The sequence below is a fragment of the Arthrobacter sp. MYb221 genome (assembly GCF_002979835.1).
Lineage (GTDB): Bacteria > Actinomycetota > Actinomycetes > Actinomycetales > Micrococcaceae > Glutamicibacter.
Genome location: NZ_PCPW01000005.1, coordinates 128,308 through 142,101, shown reverse-complemented (window position 1 = coordinate 142,101; position 13,794 = coordinate 128,308). Strand labels below are relative to the sequence as shown.

The 13,794-nt window shown below is 58.8% G+C and carries 16 protein-coding genes and 1 pseudogene; 8 read left to right on the top strand and 9 right to left on the bottom strand.

All coding sequences use genetic code 11. The features are described 5' to 3' along the window. Positions 1-26: 26 nt before the first annotated feature. Both CQ015_RS08300 and CQ015_RS08295 read left to right on the top strand, forming a co-directional pair. Entirely contained in the window at positions 27-1,421 is a 1,395-nt protein-coding gene (locus tag CQ015_RS08300) for a cell wall metabolism sensor histidine kinase WalK (protein WP_105553679.1), read from the top strand. Then, entirely contained in the window at positions 1,418-2,086 is a 669-nt protein-coding gene (locus CQ015_RS08295; protein ID WP_105649836.1) for a response regulator transcription factor, read from the top strand. Before CQ015_RS08300 ends, CQ015_RS08295 begins: the two co-directional genes overlap by 4 nt. Before the next feature lie 63 nt (positions 2,087-2,149). Here the strand turns inward: CQ015_RS08295 and CQ015_RS08290 are convergent, their stop codons facing one another. The 6 genes from CQ015_RS08290 to CQ015_RS08265 form a co-directional block, all read right to left on the bottom strand. Beyond that, positions 2,150-2,989 carry a polyphosphate polymerase domain-containing protein gene (locus CQ015_RS08290; RefSeq protein WP_105649835.1) on the bottom strand — a complete coding sequence of 280 codons (840 nt, stop codon included), beginning with the start codon at positions 2,987-2,989 and terminating at the stop codon, positions 2,150-2,152. Continuing rightward, the gene (locus tag CQ015_RS08285) at positions 2,986-3,639 is read right to left on the bottom strand and encodes a DUF4956 domain-containing protein (RefSeq protein WP_105649834.1); all 654 of its coding nucleotides are present in this window, start codon (positions 3,637-3,639) and stop codon (positions 2,986-2,988) included. The genes CQ015_RS08290 and CQ015_RS08285 overlap by 4 nt, the downstream gene beginning before the upstream one ends. 366 nt (positions 3,640-4,005) lie before the next feature. Further along, entirely contained in the window at positions 4,006-4,419 is a 414-nt protein-coding gene (locus tag CQ015_RS08280; protein ID WP_105649833.1) for a DUF3151 domain-containing protein, read from the bottom strand. 2 nt (positions 4,420-4,421) lie between these two features. Further along, a complete protein-coding gene (gene fbaA, locus CQ015_RS08275; RefSeq protein WP_105649832.1) occupies positions 4,422-5,444 on the bottom strand; it encodes a class II fructose-bisphosphate aldolase in 1,023 nt (340 codons plus the stop codon). A 191-nt stretch (positions 5,445-5,635) separates the two neighbouring features. Then, positions 5,636-6,865, bottom strand: a complete 1,230-nt coding sequence (locus CQ015_RS08270; RefSeq protein ID WP_146114037.1) for a M23 family metallopeptidase — start codon at positions 6,863-6,865, stop codon at positions 5,636-5,638. A gap of 280 nt (positions 6,866-7,145) precedes the next feature. Then, positions 7,146-7,802, bottom strand: a complete 657-nt coding sequence (locus tag CQ015_RS08265; protein ID WP_105553562.1) for an RNA methyltransferase — start codon at positions 7,800-7,802, stop codon at positions 7,146-7,148. 136 nt (positions 7,803-7,938) lie between these two features. Here CQ015_RS08265 and CQ015_RS08260 point away from each other — a divergent pair, with 136 nt between their 5' ends. Genes CQ015_RS08260 through CQ015_RS08240 form a run of 5 tightly spaced genes read left to right on the top strand, consistent with a single transcriptional unit; the run spans position 7,939 to position 11,288 of the window. Further along, positions 7,939-8,787 carry an HAD-IIA family hydrolase gene (locus CQ015_RS08260; protein WP_258138088.1) on the top strand — a complete coding sequence of 283 codons (849 nt, stop codon included), beginning with the start codon at positions 7,939-7,941 and terminating at the stop codon, positions 8,785-8,787. Positions 8,788-8,844: 57 nt separating this feature from the next. Beyond that, positions 8,845-9,084 (top strand): hypothetical protein, encoded by a 240-nt coding sequence (locus CQ015_RS08255; RefSeq protein WP_105553563.1) that lies wholly within the window; start codon positions 8,845-8,847, stop codon positions 9,082-9,084. Between the two features lie 25 nt (positions 9,085-9,109). Beyond that, entirely contained in the window at positions 9,110-9,739 is a 630-nt protein-coding gene (locus tag CQ015_RS08250) for a TetR family transcriptional regulator (RefSeq protein WP_105649830.1), read from the top strand. Positions 9,740-9,780: 41 nt separating this feature from the next. Continuing rightward, entirely contained in the window at positions 9,781-10,566 is a 786-nt protein-coding gene (locus CQ015_RS08245) for an ABC transporter ATP-binding protein (RefSeq protein WP_219844297.1), read from the top strand. After that, on the top strand, positions 10,563-11,288 hold the full coding sequence (locus tag CQ015_RS08240) for an ABC transporter permease (protein ID WP_105649829.1): 726 nt from the start codon (positions 10,563-10,565) through the stop codon (positions 11,286-11,288). Before CQ015_RS08245 ends, CQ015_RS08240 begins: the two co-directional genes overlap by 4 nt. A 155-nt stretch (positions 11,289-11,443) precedes the next feature. On the opposite strand, the gene CQ015_RS08235 is transcribed toward CQ015_RS08240, so the two are convergent. From CQ015_RS08235 to pyrE, 3 genes and pseudogenes are all read right to left on the bottom strand, one after another. Then, complete coding sequence (locus tag CQ015_RS08235; RefSeq protein ID WP_258133575.1) at positions 11,444-11,941, bottom strand: gluconokinase; 498 nt, start codon at positions 11,939-11,941, stop codon at positions 11,444-11,446. A 56-nt stretch (positions 11,942-11,997) separates the two neighbouring features. Continuing rightward, positions 11,998-12,201: pseudogene (locus CQ015_RS08230) on the bottom strand (bifunctional D-altronate/D-mannonate dehydratase); the annotation flags it as partial. 242 nt (positions 12,202-12,443) lie between these two features. After that, positions 12,444-13,001: an orotate phosphoribosyltransferase gene (pyrE, locus tag CQ015_RS08225; protein ID WP_105553568.1), complete on the bottom strand. Its 558-nt coding sequence runs from the start codon at positions 12,999-13,001 to the stop codon at positions 12,444-12,446. 280 nt (positions 13,002-13,281) lie between these two features. Between pyrE and CQ015_RS08220 the strand changes: the two genes are divergently transcribed. Next, positions 13,282-13,716, top strand: a complete 435-nt coding sequence (locus CQ015_RS08220) for a MarR family winged helix-turn-helix transcriptional regulator (protein WP_105649828.1) — start codon at positions 13,282-13,284, stop codon at positions 13,714-13,716. Positions 13,717-13,794 lie beyond the last annotated feature (78 nt).

The window sequence follows — 13,794 nt, the reverse complement described above, 5'->3', positions numbered from 1 at the left end:
CTATTCGCGCACGAGTGCTCACCGGCATGCTATTGGTCGTTGGCTTGGCATTGCTCGTAGCCGGCGCCGCGAGTTACGCGGTACAACGCCACGAGCTCAATGAGCGGCTCGATGACTCGTTGTCGCGTACCGTGCAGGAGTTCGGCGTACTCGCCGAAACTGGCGTGGATCCGCGCACCTTGCAGCACTTCGAAAAGGCCGAGGACCTGCTGTACACGGCCATGCAGCGCACGTTGCCCTCACGGCATCAGGGAATGCTCGGACTGGCCGGAGGCGAGGTTCAGTGGACCGCACCGGACGTCGTCCAGCTACGGCTGGAGGACGACCCAGAATTTCTGGCTTGGGCCGAACGGAGCAAAACCGACAGCCATATCCATTTGGGGACCGTCAAGACGGAGATGACCACATATCGGGCGGTTATCGTCCCGGTGCAGCTTCCAGAAGATCCTAGTTTCAGCGCATTTGTGCTCGCCTATGACTACCTCGGAGAAGCACGCGCCGATGACCGAAATTTTGCTATTTTCTCTGCGGTTGGGGTCTTGGTGATGGCGCTTGCGGCCGGTGCCTCGTGGCTGGTGGTGAATCGGACCCTGGAGCCGATACGCAGGCTGCAGACTACCGCGCATCAAATCTCGGAAAGCGACCTCTCGCGGCGAATCGAAGTCACCGGGAATGACGAATTCGCCGAGCTGACTGTGACCATTAACGAAATGCTTGACCGCTTGGAAGGTGCGCTGAAGTCACAGCGGCAGCTGCTCGACGATGTCGGGCATGAACTGCGCACCCCGGTCACAATCGTCAGCGGCCACCTCGAGCTCATGGACACGCACGACCCGGAAGATGTGCAGCAGAGCAAAGAAATAGCGCTGGATGAAATGGGGCGCATGAGCCTGCTCATCAATGATCTTGTCATGTTGGCTAAATCCAATCGAGCAGACTTCATCCAGCCTCAGCCAACCGAGGTTGGCACGCTATTGGATGACATTCTGGACAAAGCCAGGGGTCTGGGCGATCGCCACTGGAGAGTGGATTATCGTTCCGAATCCACGGTTAACCTGGATCAAACGCGCATAACCCAAGCTATGCTGCAGCTCTGCGCCAATGCCGTGAAGTTTTCCACGGACGGAACTCGAATCGGGTTGGGCAACGAAGTGCTTCGAGACGGCCACGGGGATACCTTATTGCGCTGGTGGGTCTCGGATACCGGCGTCGGCATCCAGCCCGATGACATCGACCGCATTTTCGAGCGCTTCGGTCGAGGCAAGAATTCGGTACGCGCAGATGGATCTGGGCTGGGCCTCAATATTGTCTCTGCAATAGCCACCGCCCACGGCGGCCGTGTCTGGGTGGATTCCGAACCGAATAAGGGCTCCACGTTCTATATCGATATCCCACTAACTACACGAGGTACCGAAGCATGAGTCGAATCCTGATCGTTGAAGACGAACCTCGCATCAGTTCATTTATCGCCAAAGGCCTACGCGCCGCGGGGCTGACTTCAGCTGTTGCAGGAACCGGGCGCGATGGCTTCGATCTGGCCCTCGACGGCGACTATGAACTGATCATCTTGGACCTCGGGCTGCCTGATGAAGATGGCTTCTCGGTGCTGCGGCGGATGCGTGCAGCGCAGATCGAAACACCAGTGATCATTCTGACCGCGCGAGGCAGCGTGGAAGACACCGTCACCGGCTTGCAGAACGGCGCCGATGACTACATGGCAAAACCATTCCATTTTGACGAGCTGTTAGCTCGGGTGCGCTTGCGCCTGCGTACCGAAGACAGCGCCAGCGAATCCTCGGTACTGAACCACGGCGACCTGGAAATGGATTTATTGCGCCGCCGGGTCAGTATCGCGGATAAGGAAATCGAGTTATCCGCCCGAGAATTCGCCTTAGCTGAGGCGTTCTTGCGTAATCCAGGCCAGGTGCTCAGCCGCGAGCAGCTGCTATCTCGTGTTTGGGGCTACGACTTTGATCCGGGCTCGAATGTGGTGGACGTCTACGTGCGCTACCTGCGCAACAAACTCGGCGGGGAACGCTTTGAAACCGTGCGCGGAGTTGGATACCGGCTGGCCGCCACGCGCTAGCGCGCAAAACCCTAGGGGGTTCTCGTATAAGCGATCATCCCCCAGGTCGGCACACTTTGATGTTTAGCTGCGTACCGCTGGCCGGCGTCTTGCCGGATAGGACACCGTACGACGCCGTGCGCCAAAGCGCTGTTCCAACAAACGGCTCCAGCGGTTAGCAGGCAGTTCCGGATGCAATAAAGCGATGCCTATGCAGTACTTCGACATGCTGACCTCGCGGATGCCCAATTCGGCAAGCGCTCGGTCTGAAGCTCCACGTCCGTCGGCAGATTTGGTTTCCACGACGATCAGATCTGGTCCGGCGATCTGCTGCTCGCCATTGGCGTAGGCCAATTCCACATCGCAGGTTACTCGTTCACCGTCGATGGGGTTCACGAAGGTCGCACGAACATAGGAGCTATCGAGCACTGGTGCCAAGTCCGGCGCTTCCGCTCCATACTCGGTGGCCAGCACTTGTTCGAGGAACTCGGCGTTCTCAGCGGTCAGCTCGCCAGCCAACCGCGGATCTTGTTCCACGCGGTGTTTCACGGTGGATCCGCGAAGTCCCTTGGTTTTGATCTCGAACATCGACAGTCCGGTGTCCGCGTAGGTCCGCGAGCGGACCTTGTAGCGCCGGCGTCGGCCCTGGCGGTGAGCTCGGTACTGCTCAAAGTCCTCGGTGTCGAAGTACACGGATTCATAGCGGAAGGTGCGAAGTCCGTCGATCTCCATGATTTTGAATTGCTCCCCCAGACGCTCGGAGAGAGCGGTAAATTCATCTGGAGTGAGCAGAAATTTGCGATCCACGCGTGTCTGCAACGCAGCTTCCGAAATGACTTCCGCTAACCCTATCGGCGAGCGGCCATCGACCGCCGCTTCGATGGCTTCACGTGCGCAGGAGAAGGTCCTCGCCTCGGTGGTCATTTGGACCACAACTCCTGCTTGACGCTGTTCCCCGAGACCGGCAGCGTATTGGCCAGTTCATAGGTTCCCGAGAAGTCGTCGGTTTTGGTGCTCGGCTTGCTGGCCTGATTCGTGCGGAAACGTACATCTACGATGGTCAGATCGCGAACCATGTCGAGCTCAACTACAACGGTGCGCAGCACCTTCGCATCGAGCAGTTCTTCAAGCGCTGCCACCAATTCAGGCTTCTGCGGGTAGGCCTTCTCTAAGGTCACCGTCTGGCGATCGGTACGTGGCGCAAAGCGCGGGTGGTCGGCGAGGAACATGACCAGCACCAGGGCGCCGGTGGCTGCCGGTGCCAACCAGGCCGGTTCCGGATGAAGGCCGTTGACCAGGCCAATCGCTAGAGAAATGAAGTAGTAAGCGACCTCTTCTTGGGTCAAGGTATCCGAACGCAGTCGAATGATCGACAGAATGCCGAAGAGGCCAAGACCCAGGCCCATGCCTGCGCCGCTACCGGAAAGCAGCATAGTCACGGCGAAAATACCCATGCTCAAGGCAATATAGGCCAAAACCAAATCTCGCCGGAAATGACGGCGGAAATACACGAAGTAGACGAGGACCGTAATACCGACAATGTTCGAAGCTAGCGCCAGCCAAAATGACAGCATGGTGGATTCCCTTCACTGAAATAAGGTGATGATTCGTTCACAAACTTGAACTCTAGGTTAACAATATGAGTCTTAAAGTAGAACTTGATGAGAACGGTCTCATTTTCATCCAGTGGGGATACTTTTCTGTTCTTCCTCCCCAAATACTTCTGTAAAGCACAAGTCAAACAGAGAATCATGGGTCGGGTTCGCCACCAAATCTCCGCTCAGGAACATCCGGAATATGCAGCTTGACTCGGACCGCAGATGGCTTTCAAGCTCAATACTCATCTCTTCCGGTCAAAGGACATATTGCGAATTGCAATTTGGAATCAAAAAAGACGGACGAAAACCCGAATGGTTTTCGTCCGTCTTATTAATTCGTTACTACTCGGCTTCGATGGAGCCCTTGGCGCTGGAATCCGAATCATTGAGGAATTTTTCAATTCGCTCAACTTCCTCGGCTTCGCCGATGGCTGCAGCCGCTCGACCCAGCGCGTAAAGCGAACGCAGGAAACCGCGGTTTGGTTCATGGCGCCAAGGAACGGGCCCCTGTCCACGCCAGCCTGATTTGCGCAACGAGTCCAAGCCACGGTGGTAGCCCACCCGGGCAAACGCGTAAGATTCCACGGTGCGGCCCTCTGCGTGCGCCTCATTGGCCAACAGCGCCCACACCAGTGAAGACGAAGGGAACTTCGCTGCAAGGTCTAACGGCTCATCCCCGGCATCCAGACGCGCAAGCACGTCGGTTTCCTCGGGCAGCAGTGTCTCTGGGATACCCAGTAGATTCTCGCCGGCCATTGTTACTTCAACGACTTTCCGGCCGAGCCGAGCTGACGTGCGCCCTCAACGATGCGAGCCGCCATGGACTCTTCGGCCTTGGCACCCCAGACGCGTGGGTCATAGGTCTTCTTGTTGCCTACTTCGCCGTCAATCTTCAGCACGCCATCATAGTTGGCGAACATGTGGCCGGCCACCGGGCGCGTAAAGGCGTACTGGGTGTCGGTATCGATGTTCATCTTGATGACACCGTAGGACACCGCGTCAGCGATTTCCTTGTCGGAGGAGCCCGAACCGCCGTGGAAGACCAGATCGAACGGGTTGGCCTTGCCCAGTTTTGCACCAACCTGAGCCTGGATATCCTTCAGGATCTCCGGACGCAGCTTCACGCCACCTGGCTTGTAGACGCCGTGCACGTTGCCGAAGGTCAGCGCGGTGATGTAGCGGCCCTTTTCGCCGGAGCCCAAGGCTTCGATGGTAGCCAGCGCGTCTTCAACGGTGGTGTACAGCTTGTCGTTGATGGCGTTCTCCACACCGTCTTCTTCGCCGCCTACGGTACCGATTTCAACTTCGAGGATCTGCTTGGCGGCAGCGGTGCGTGGCAGCAGCTCGGCTGCGATGCGCAGGTTCTCTTCCAGGGTTTCGGCCGAGCCGTCCCACATGTGCGAGTTGAAGAATGGGTCGCGGCCTGCGGCGACCTCTGCCTCGGAGGCTGCAAGTAGCGGCAGCACGAAGGAGTCTAGCTTGTCGGCCGGGCAGTGGTCGGTGTGCAACGCGATGTTCACGCCGTAGCTCTTGGCTACCTGGCGGGCGAAGGCGGCAAAACCGAGCGAGCCGGTCACCATGTCTTTGATTGAGGCACCGGACCAGTAGGCTGCGCCACCGGTGGATACCTGGATGATGCCATCCGATTCCGCTTCGGCGAAGCCGCGGATTGCGGCGTTCAGCGTCTGCGAGCTGGTGACGTTGACCGCCGGGAAGGCGTACCCGCCAGCCTTGGCGGCATCGATCATTGCATTGTACTTATCGGGGGTTGCGATAGGCATGCTTCACTCCTTGTGTTTAGCGAGGGTGGACGCGTCGCCTTTGACGGCGTTTCTCACCCCATCCTATCGGCAGCGGGGTGTGACGTGGCGTAGATCTCCGAACGTGACACGTGATGAAGCGTGTTAAAGCTGAAAACCGCGAGTGAAACCCAGCCTTTGGCTGACTTCCACTCGCGGTTTTCGGTGAACTGCTACTTGCTGGCCGACCCCGAGGACTGCGAAGCGCCGGATGACCCGGTAGTCTCAGGGGTTACCGTGCTTGACGTTGCCGGCGGTGCCGAGGAACCCTTGGTTTCCGGGACTGCAGAAGTCGATTCCTGCTTATCCGGAGTAGAAGAGTCACTGGTCTTCGGTGCTGTTTCCGTAGCCTTAGGCTTCGTTGGGGTAGATGTATCCTGCGTTGGATCCCCGGATGGAGTGGTTTCCCCCGACCCCTCAGTCGGTGTCGTCTCTTCCGTTGGTGAAGGCGACTTGGAATCGGTCGGTGATGGAGACTTCGAGTCCGTCGGTGAGGGCGACTTCGAGTCAGTAGGCGACGGAGATTTCGAATCCGTAGGCGATGGCGACTTGGAGTCCGTCGGTGATGGCGAGTTCGATTCGCTCGGGCTTGGCTTTGGCTTTGGCTTTGGCATAGGCACCACTGGAGTGTCGTCGCGTGGAATCACTACATCAGGATCCGAGCTCTCGTTGCGGTCCGGCCCCTGTGATTGCGGGCCGTTGGATCCGTTGCCCTTTGGCGCACTGTTCGAGTTCACCGTCAGTCGGCTCGAATCGATCATTGCCTTGGGCTGGCCGGGGATCCCTGGCAGGTAGTTGCGTGGATCGTGCCAGCGACCGTTGACGATCACTTCGAAGTGCACGTGGCAACCCGTCGAATTGCCGGTGGTTCCCGCGAGCGCGATCAGCTCGCCCTGCTTGACCTCCTGGCCAATCTTGGCCAATAGCTTTGAGTTGTGGCTATAGCCGGTCTGCACGTTGCTTCCGTGGTCAATGGTGACGCGCATGCCCGAGTGGCCGTGCCATCCGGAGACGATGACGCGACCAGCTTCACTGGCGTACACCGGAGATCCACAAGAGATTGGGTAGTCCTGTCCGATGTGGATCTGGTTTCCTGGACCGGTGGGATTGCTGCGCCACCCATAGGGGCTGGAGATGCGTCGGGTAGGGACCGGGTGCATCAGTTGCAAGTCACCGGGAAGCTGCCCGATGGTGCCTACGGCTCCTGCGAGAAGTGCGGTTTCGGTTTCGTTCTCGGAGTCCTCGGAAGTCTCGGCGGCGCCTTCAACCATCCCCAAGGGCCGGCCATCAATGGCAAGGGCCCGCCCCGATCCGCCGAAGGCGTTCAAAGGAGCGTCCTGATTGACGTAGACCGGGTTGCTGAAGTTTGCGGGCGCGGCCTGCGCATCGATGGCGATGGGCATATTGCCCTGACGATCATCGGCTGTTTGCGCAACAATAGGAATTGCGAGCGCGCCTGTGAGACCAATGGCGGCCACCACTGAGGTGGCCCATACGATCAGACGTTTCCTTTTCCGGGGCAAGCCGATAAGTAATAAGTCGTGGTTTACCTGATGTCGCCGTTTCACTACTGCCGCTCCCAGATCACGAATGTATAACCAAGGCCTAGCCTATGGTGTATTTCACAACTAATCCAGATGCTCGAATAAACTTTTGTCTAAAAGACAGATGTTTATTCCTTTGTTAACTCACGCGTTGCCCAAAGACGTGCCTGCGGACCCAGGCATGCATGGCGATACCGGCCGCCGAAGCCGCGTTTATCGATCGAGTTGAACCAAACTGCTCAATTGAAAGGGTGTCTTTCGCTGCCGCATGCACCTCTGGGCTGAGGCCCGGGCCTTCTTGGCCGAACACCAGCACACAGTTTCGTGGAAGTTCGTATGTCTCCAGAGGGACCGAATCGGGGAAAATATCAATCCCCAAAATGGTCAGCCCTTCACCTTCTGCCCAGATCACGAATTCATCCACGGTGGCATGGTGGCGGACATGTTGGTAACGATCGGTCACCATCGCACCTCGGCGATTCCAGCGTCGGCGGCCGATGATATGGACCTCCTTGGCGAGGAAGGCGTTTGCGGAACGCACCACGGTGCCGATATTCATGTCATGCTGCCAGTTCTCGATGGCGATATGGAAATCGTGGCGGCGTTCGTCGAGATCTGCAATGATCGAGTCCATCAACCAGTAGCGGTACTTGTCGGCGACGTTGCGCCGGTCGCCTTGGGCCAGCAGTTCAGGGTCATAGTGCGCATCGGTCGGAAGTTCACCCTGCCAAGGGCCAACGCCGATGATGTGTTGTGCTGCTGGGTCTGCCGTGGGTTCCTGCGATTCTTCGTTCACTCTTTAAGGGTAGTTGTTCGGCGAGGTGTCCACGTTCACGGCACTTACGGCAATTGCTGTGTAGGCTTTTAGCATCAGGGAAGTTGATCAATGACGAAACGTCCCACCATCACTGCCCAAGGAGGAATAACACCTCGTGACGACCATAACTCGAGCTTCGCGCACCATCCACGACATCAAAACGTGGCTGACCGACATGGACGGCGTGCTTGTCCATGAGAATCAGGCAATCAAGGGTGCCGCCGAGCTGATTCAGTACTGGCGCGAGAATGATTTGCGATTCCTCGTGTTGACCAATAACTCGATCTACACCCCACGCGACCTGCGTGCCCGATTGCTCGCCTCGGGCTTGGACGTTCCGGAGCAAAACATCTGGACCTCCGCCCTGGCCACCGCCGAGTTCCTGGCACGTCAGCGTCCCGGCGGACGTGCATTCGTAATCGGTGAAGCTGGTTTGACCACCGCCTTGCACGATGCCGGGTTCATCATGACCGATCAGAATCCGGATTATGTGGTGCTCGGTGAGACCCGCACTTACTCATTTGAGGCCATTACCAAGGCGATTCGTTTGATCGAGGGTGGCGCACGCTTCATCGCGACCAACCCGGACGCCACCGGCCCCTCGTCCGAGGGCCTGCTACCGGCCACCGGCGCGGTGGCGGCGCTGATCACTCGGGCCACCAACCGCGAACCGTATGTGGTGGGCAAGCCCAATCCAATGATGTTCCGTTCGGCTCTGAACCGGATCGACGCGCACTCGGAAACCACCGCAATGATCGGCGACCGGATGGACACCGACATCATTGCCGGCATGGAAGCCGGACTGTTGACCGCGCTGGTCCACACCGGCATCACCGCCGCCGGCGATGTTGACACCTTCCCGTTCCGCCCGGATCTGCAATACCCCTCGGTGGCGACCCTGCACGGTGAGCTCGTCGCCGAAGGCGCCAGCGAACCAGCTGCCGGCAAGGCTAAAAAGCCGTAGCCTGAGCCTTGAGATCCGCCCCTTGCCAACCATGGAAAGGGGCGGATACTTGTTTGCATGATGAGCCGTTCCTCCCAGCGGAGGCTACTGAAGTTCGTATTGCTTGCCGTAGGCATATATTTGGGCCTGACCCTTTTCATTGCCTTGAATTATGCGATGCGTTCCTGTCTGGGCCAAGGCGCCGAGTTGCACTGCTCGGTATCCAATACCGTCGTGTGGGGAGAGCACCGCCTGCTCGGATTTGCCATGCTCGCCTACTTGCTCGTAGTTCTCGGTCTGTGGGCCAAACGCCGCTGAGGTACCCAAGACGTATGCTTGATCCGTGAATCAGGAATCCGAATACCCGAACGCCGCACCACGCGGCCGTGGGCGGCCTAGGGGCAGCACCACGGGTTCGACCCGCCGGAAAATCTTGAAAGCCGCTACCGAGGAATTCAGCACCGTAGGTTTCGAGGCGGCAAGCATTCGTTCCGTGGCGCGCCGCGCGGGTGTCGATTCGGCTCTGGTTCACCACTACTTCAAAGACAAGACCGGGCTCTTCCTCGAAGCCCTCAATATGCCGGTTAATCCTAGGGAGCTGGTTGCCCAGGCAATGACCAGCCCGCTTGGCGAACTGGGCGAAGCCCTGGTGCGCACCGTCGTGACGGCGTGGGCAAACCCCGTCATTCGTCCTGCGGCCACCAGCTTGATCCGAGGCATGCTTTCCAGCCAGTCGGCAACCAAGCTCATGCAGTCCTTCCTCCAAAAAGAACTGCTCGCGCGACTTGGCAGATCCTTGCCGCCCGCCGACGCTGACCGTCGGGCCGCGCTGGCAGCGACACAGATTATCGGAATGATTATCGGGCGGTACATCATTCAGCTCGAGCCGCTGGCTTCGATGGACGACGATGAGGTTGTCGCCTGCATTGGGCCCGCCGTCCAGTGGCATCTGACAGGAAAAATGCCGTCCTGAAAGCGTTGACCCCGGCCTTAAAGGGGTCTTTAATTCATTGCATGATGAATAAATCGGCCTGCGTTGTCGTGGACGGTTTGAGCGTGAAGCGAAGCAAGATGCTGGTGCTCGACGAGCTGAGTTTTGCGCTGTCCCCCGGACGCGTCATTGGCCTGCTGGGCCCTAGCGGCAGCGGAAAGAGCACGCTGCTGCGGAGCATCGTCGGGAGCCAAATTATCACCCATGGCAGCGTGACGGTGCTCGGCTCCTCGGCCGGCAGCAAGGCCCTGCGCCACCGAGTTGGCTACATGACGCAGGCAGCCAGCGTCTACGACGATCTCACCGTGCGCCAGAATATCGCCTACTTCGCAAGAATTCTTGGCGTATCCGCCGCAGAGGTTGACCGCGTCATCGCGTTGACCGATCTCGAACTCCAGTCGAGAAAATTAGCCATAGATCTTTCCGGCGGACAACGCAACCGAGTGTCATTGGCCATTGCGCTGCTCGGAACACCAGATCTCGTCATCCTCGATGAACCAACGGTCGGGCTTGACCCGGTGCTTCGCTCCGATCTCTGGCGGCTGTTTACCGAACTTGCCGCCACCGGAATGTGCCTGCTGGTCTCCAGCCATGTCATGGATGAAGCGATGCGCTGCGACGAGTTGCTCCTGCTCCGCGAGGGTCAACTGCTAGCCCAGCTCACCCCGGCTGAACTGCTTGCACGCACTCGAACCGAGAATCCAGAAGAAGCCTTCCTGGCCCTTGTTGGCGGGGTTGGCGGCGCAACGCCGAACGTTGCACGGCCGACTCCAAAACACCGCGCCGCGGGCAAGGAGAGTTCACCATGATCCGCACGCTCGCCACCTCCGGACGCGTCTTGCAGCAGGTTCGGCACGATCCACGAACCATTGCCCTCATGCTGGTGGTTCCCAGCCTGCTCATTGGCCTGATGTCCTGGATCTTCACCGATACACGAGTTTTTGCCCTGATCGGCCCAGCCATGATCGCGCTGTTTCCGTTCATCGTCATGTTTCTGGTGACCAGCATTGCCACGCTTCGTGAGCGCCGCAGCGGAACCCTGGAGCGGTTGCTGAGTTTGCCGCTGGCCAAGGGGGAATTCATTCTTGGCTACGCGCTGGCCTTCACCCTGATCGCAATCCTCCAAACGGTGATCGCGGTGTCATTCGTCGTCTGGGTGTGCGGCTTGGAAATCCAGGGAAGCCTCTGGCTGCTATTTTCGGTTGCGGCGCTCGACGCCTTGTTGGGCACCAGCCTGGGATTGATGGCAAGCGCCTTCGCCCGTACCGAATTCCAGGTGGTGCAGTTCATGCCGCTGTTCATCTTCCCGCAATTTCTGCTAGCCGGGATCATCCTTCCACGAGCGCAGCTTCCACGCCCTCTGGAGGTCTTCGGCGATTGGCTGCCGCTGTCTCATGCGATCGATGCGTTGACGGCGATCGCGAATGGCACCGAAGATTCGGCGACGACCGCGAGCCTGCTGGTTATCATCGCGTGGATTATCGCGGCACTCATTGTAGGTTCGCTGACACTGCGCCGCAGGACACCATAACCGCCAGCCTCGAGACCCAGTGAGGTAGAGGCACTAGCCTGCCCGGGGTTTCTCAACGCTCTCTGCAGGGCAAAACTCGAAGCGCCAAAACATCGGGAGGCAAAAAGGCAGTGGGGACTGAGCAGAATCAGTCCCCACTGCCACTTATCTGAGTTCTAGTCTCGGGATTCCAGCCATGCGGCCGCATCTTGGACCAAGGCGACAGGCGGTTGCGCGATATCCAGTACGAGACCGGATTCGTCAGCTTCCAGCGGTTCGAGCGTTTCCAACTGCGACTGCAACAGTCCCACCGGCATGAAGTGGCCGGGCCGTGAGCCCATGCGCTCGGTCAACAACTCTTCCGAGCCGTGCAGGTGGATGAACACAGTTCCCGGTGCCTGCGCCCGAATCAGGTCACGGTATTTCCGCTTCAGCGCAGAGCAAGCGATGACCATCGATTCGTTGCTGAGCGCTCCCAAACGATTGCCGACCTCGCGAAGCCATGGCTCACGGTCCATATCGTCCAGTGGCTGCCCGGCAGCCATCTTGTCGATATTCGCCTGCGGGTGCAGTGAATCCCCATCGAGGAACCCGGCGTTCAGCTTCGTGCCGAGCAGTTCGCCGACCGTGGACTTGCCGCAACCGGAAACACCCATGACAATGACTCGGTTCAATGCGACAGCTCCTTGGGAAGTTTCCGTTTGCCCGGCGTGCGCAATAATTTGCTGGCTCACCAGTCGTGGACGGTGCCGTCGATAAGACGGTTGTAGGGCAGGTAGGCCTGCTGGTACGGGTAGGACAACGCTGCTTCATCATTGAATTCGACACCCAGGCCCGGCTTGTTGCCTGGGTGCAGGTAGCCGTCCTTGAAGGTCATGGACTGCTCGAAGACCGTGTTGGTGGCGTCCGAGTGCTGCATGTATTCCTGCATGCCGTTCGCGCTGGCCGGCACCGCAGAGGCCATCCGCGAGCAGTACAGCGATCTGCCGGGTTATGCGGAAACTACCGACGGGGAGCTCTACCCCTTCGGCTACGGCCTGACTTACTAGCAAGCCAAGGCTCAGGAACCGCAGCTCTATAAAAACTGGCCTGGATGGGGCGGACCAAAAGTCCCTCCCATCCAGGCCAGCGTCGGTTAACGTCTCCCGTCAACCAGCAAGTTCCTTGAGTATGTTGTTACAGGCCCAGCTCGGTCTTGCCGTAGGCGAAAAGGTACGGAACGCCGGCCTCGGCCTCGATACGCTCCTTGGCGCCGGTGTCGCGGTCAACGATCACGGCGACGGCAATGACGTTGCCGCCGGCCTTGCGCACGCCTTCGACTGCGGTCAAAGCGGAACCACCGGTAGTTGAGGTATCTTCCAGAACGATCACGTTCCTGCCTTCGACGCTCGGGCCTTCAACCTGGCGTCCCATCCCATAGGACTTCTGTGCCTTGCGCACCACGAATGCGTCAAGGCTACGGCCCCGGGTTCGCGCGGTGTGCATGATTGCGGTACCCACCGGGTCCGCGCCCATGGTCAAACCGCCAACATTGGTGAATTCAAGCTTGGCCTCGTCCAGCAGGTCGAGCATGACCTCGCCGATAAGTCCGGATGCTTCTTGCTGCAAGGAGACCCGGCGCAGATCGATATAGTAATCGGCTTCCTTGCCGGAGGAAAGAGTGACCTTGCCGCGCACGATGGCAAGTTCTTGGATCAGTTCTTTAAGCCGCTCACGGGCGCTGGTTTCGCTCATAGACACAATTCTAGTCGCCACAACGGAGTGGCCGTTGCAAGGAATGCCCTGTATGACGGCTATTCCTCGGTGCAGTTCACCACCAGGGCGCGGCGCTCCGAGAGCGGTCTCTAGCAGCCGCACATCATTACCTGATGATGCCATGCGTCCTGGCCCTGCCAGATTGCCAAGCGCGCCGCACATCCGCCCGGCGACGGATCGGTGGAACCGCGATTGAGCTGGCCGTACTTGTTTAAATTAGCCCCTAGCCCCAGCCGTAACTCCCGGCTAGGGTGGGATCATGAATGCGACTCGCCCCTTGGGTTTCTGGTTGAAATTGGTAGATTCGCTGATCGACGAGCAGTTTGCAGCGACCTTGGAAGAACACGGTGTTACGCGCCGGCAATGGCAGGTACTGAACCTGCTCGAGCAGAATCCTGCGTCGGAAGCCGAGCTCACCACGGGCCTCTCACCATTTTTTGCCTCGCCCGATGAACCTCAGTCCGTCACCGAACATCTGGCAGAGCTCGTGGAATCCGGGTGGATCTCGCGCCAGGGCGGTGAGTACATAATCACCGAACGCGGACATGTGTCATTGGTGAAGCTCAGCGAACTGGTTGAACGAATCCGTACCCAGTGCGGCGAGGGGCTCACCCCGGAGGCATACTCCACCACGGTGAGTTCTCTGGAACAAATGGCCAAGAACTTTGGCTGGGCCGAGGCTGAAACCGAGTAGCCTGCCGGGTGGAATGTTGAAAACAGATTAACTTTCCGCCCCGAACACCGGTATTTAGCCACTGCGCCCATTCTCATG

What these genes read in the sequence shown, in the direction of transcription:
- CQ015_RS08300 (WP_105553679.1), top strand. Translation starts at nt 27, where the DNA reads ATGCTATTGGTCGTTGGCTTGGCATTGCTCGTAGCCGGCGCCGCGAGT.
- CQ015_RS08295 (WP_105649836.1), top strand. Translation starts at nt 1,418, where the DNA reads ATGAGTCGAATCCTGATCGTTGAAGACGAACCTCGCATCAGTTCATTT.
- CQ015_RS08290 (WP_105649835.1), bottom strand. Translation starts at nt 2,989, where the DNA reads ATGACCACCGAGGCGAGGACCTTCTCCTGCGCACGTGAAGCCATCGAA.
- CQ015_RS08285 (WP_105649834.1), bottom strand. Translation starts at nt 3,639, where the DNA reads ATGCTGTCATTTTGGCTGGCGCTAGCTTCGAACATTGTCGGTATTACG.
- CQ015_RS08280 (WP_105649833.1), bottom strand. Translation starts at nt 4,419, where the DNA reads ATGGCCGGCGAGAATCTACTGGGTATCCCAGAGACACTGCTGCCCGAG.
- fbaA (WP_105649832.1), bottom strand. Translation starts at nt 5,444, where the DNA reads ATGCCTATCGCAACCCCCGATAAGTACAATGCAATGATCGATGCCGCC.
- CQ015_RS08270 (WP_146114037.1), bottom strand. Translation starts at nt 6,865, where the DNA reads ATGCCCATCGCCATCGATGCGCAGGCCGCGCCCGCAAACTTCAGCAAC.
- CQ015_RS08255 (WP_105553563.1), top strand. Translation starts at nt 8,845, where the DNA reads ATGATGAGCCGTTCCTCCCAGCGGAGGCTACTGAAGTTCGTATTGCTT.
- CQ015_RS08245 (WP_219844297.1), top strand. Translation starts at nt 9,781, where the DNA reads ATGATGAATAAATCGGCCTGCGTTGTCGTGGACGGTTTGAGCGTGAAG.
- CQ015_RS08240 (WP_105649829.1), top strand. Translation starts at nt 10,563, where the DNA reads ATGATCCGCACGCTCGCCACCTCCGGACGCGTCTTGCAGCAGGTTCGG.
- pyrE (WP_105553568.1), bottom strand. Translation starts at nt 13,001, where the DNA reads ATGAGCGAAACCAGCGCCCGTGAGCGGCTTAAAGAACTGATCCAAGAA.
- CQ015_RS08220 (WP_105649828.1), top strand. Translation starts at nt 13,282, where the DNA reads ATGAATGCGACTCGCCCCTTGGGTTTCTGGTTGAAATTGGTAGATTCG.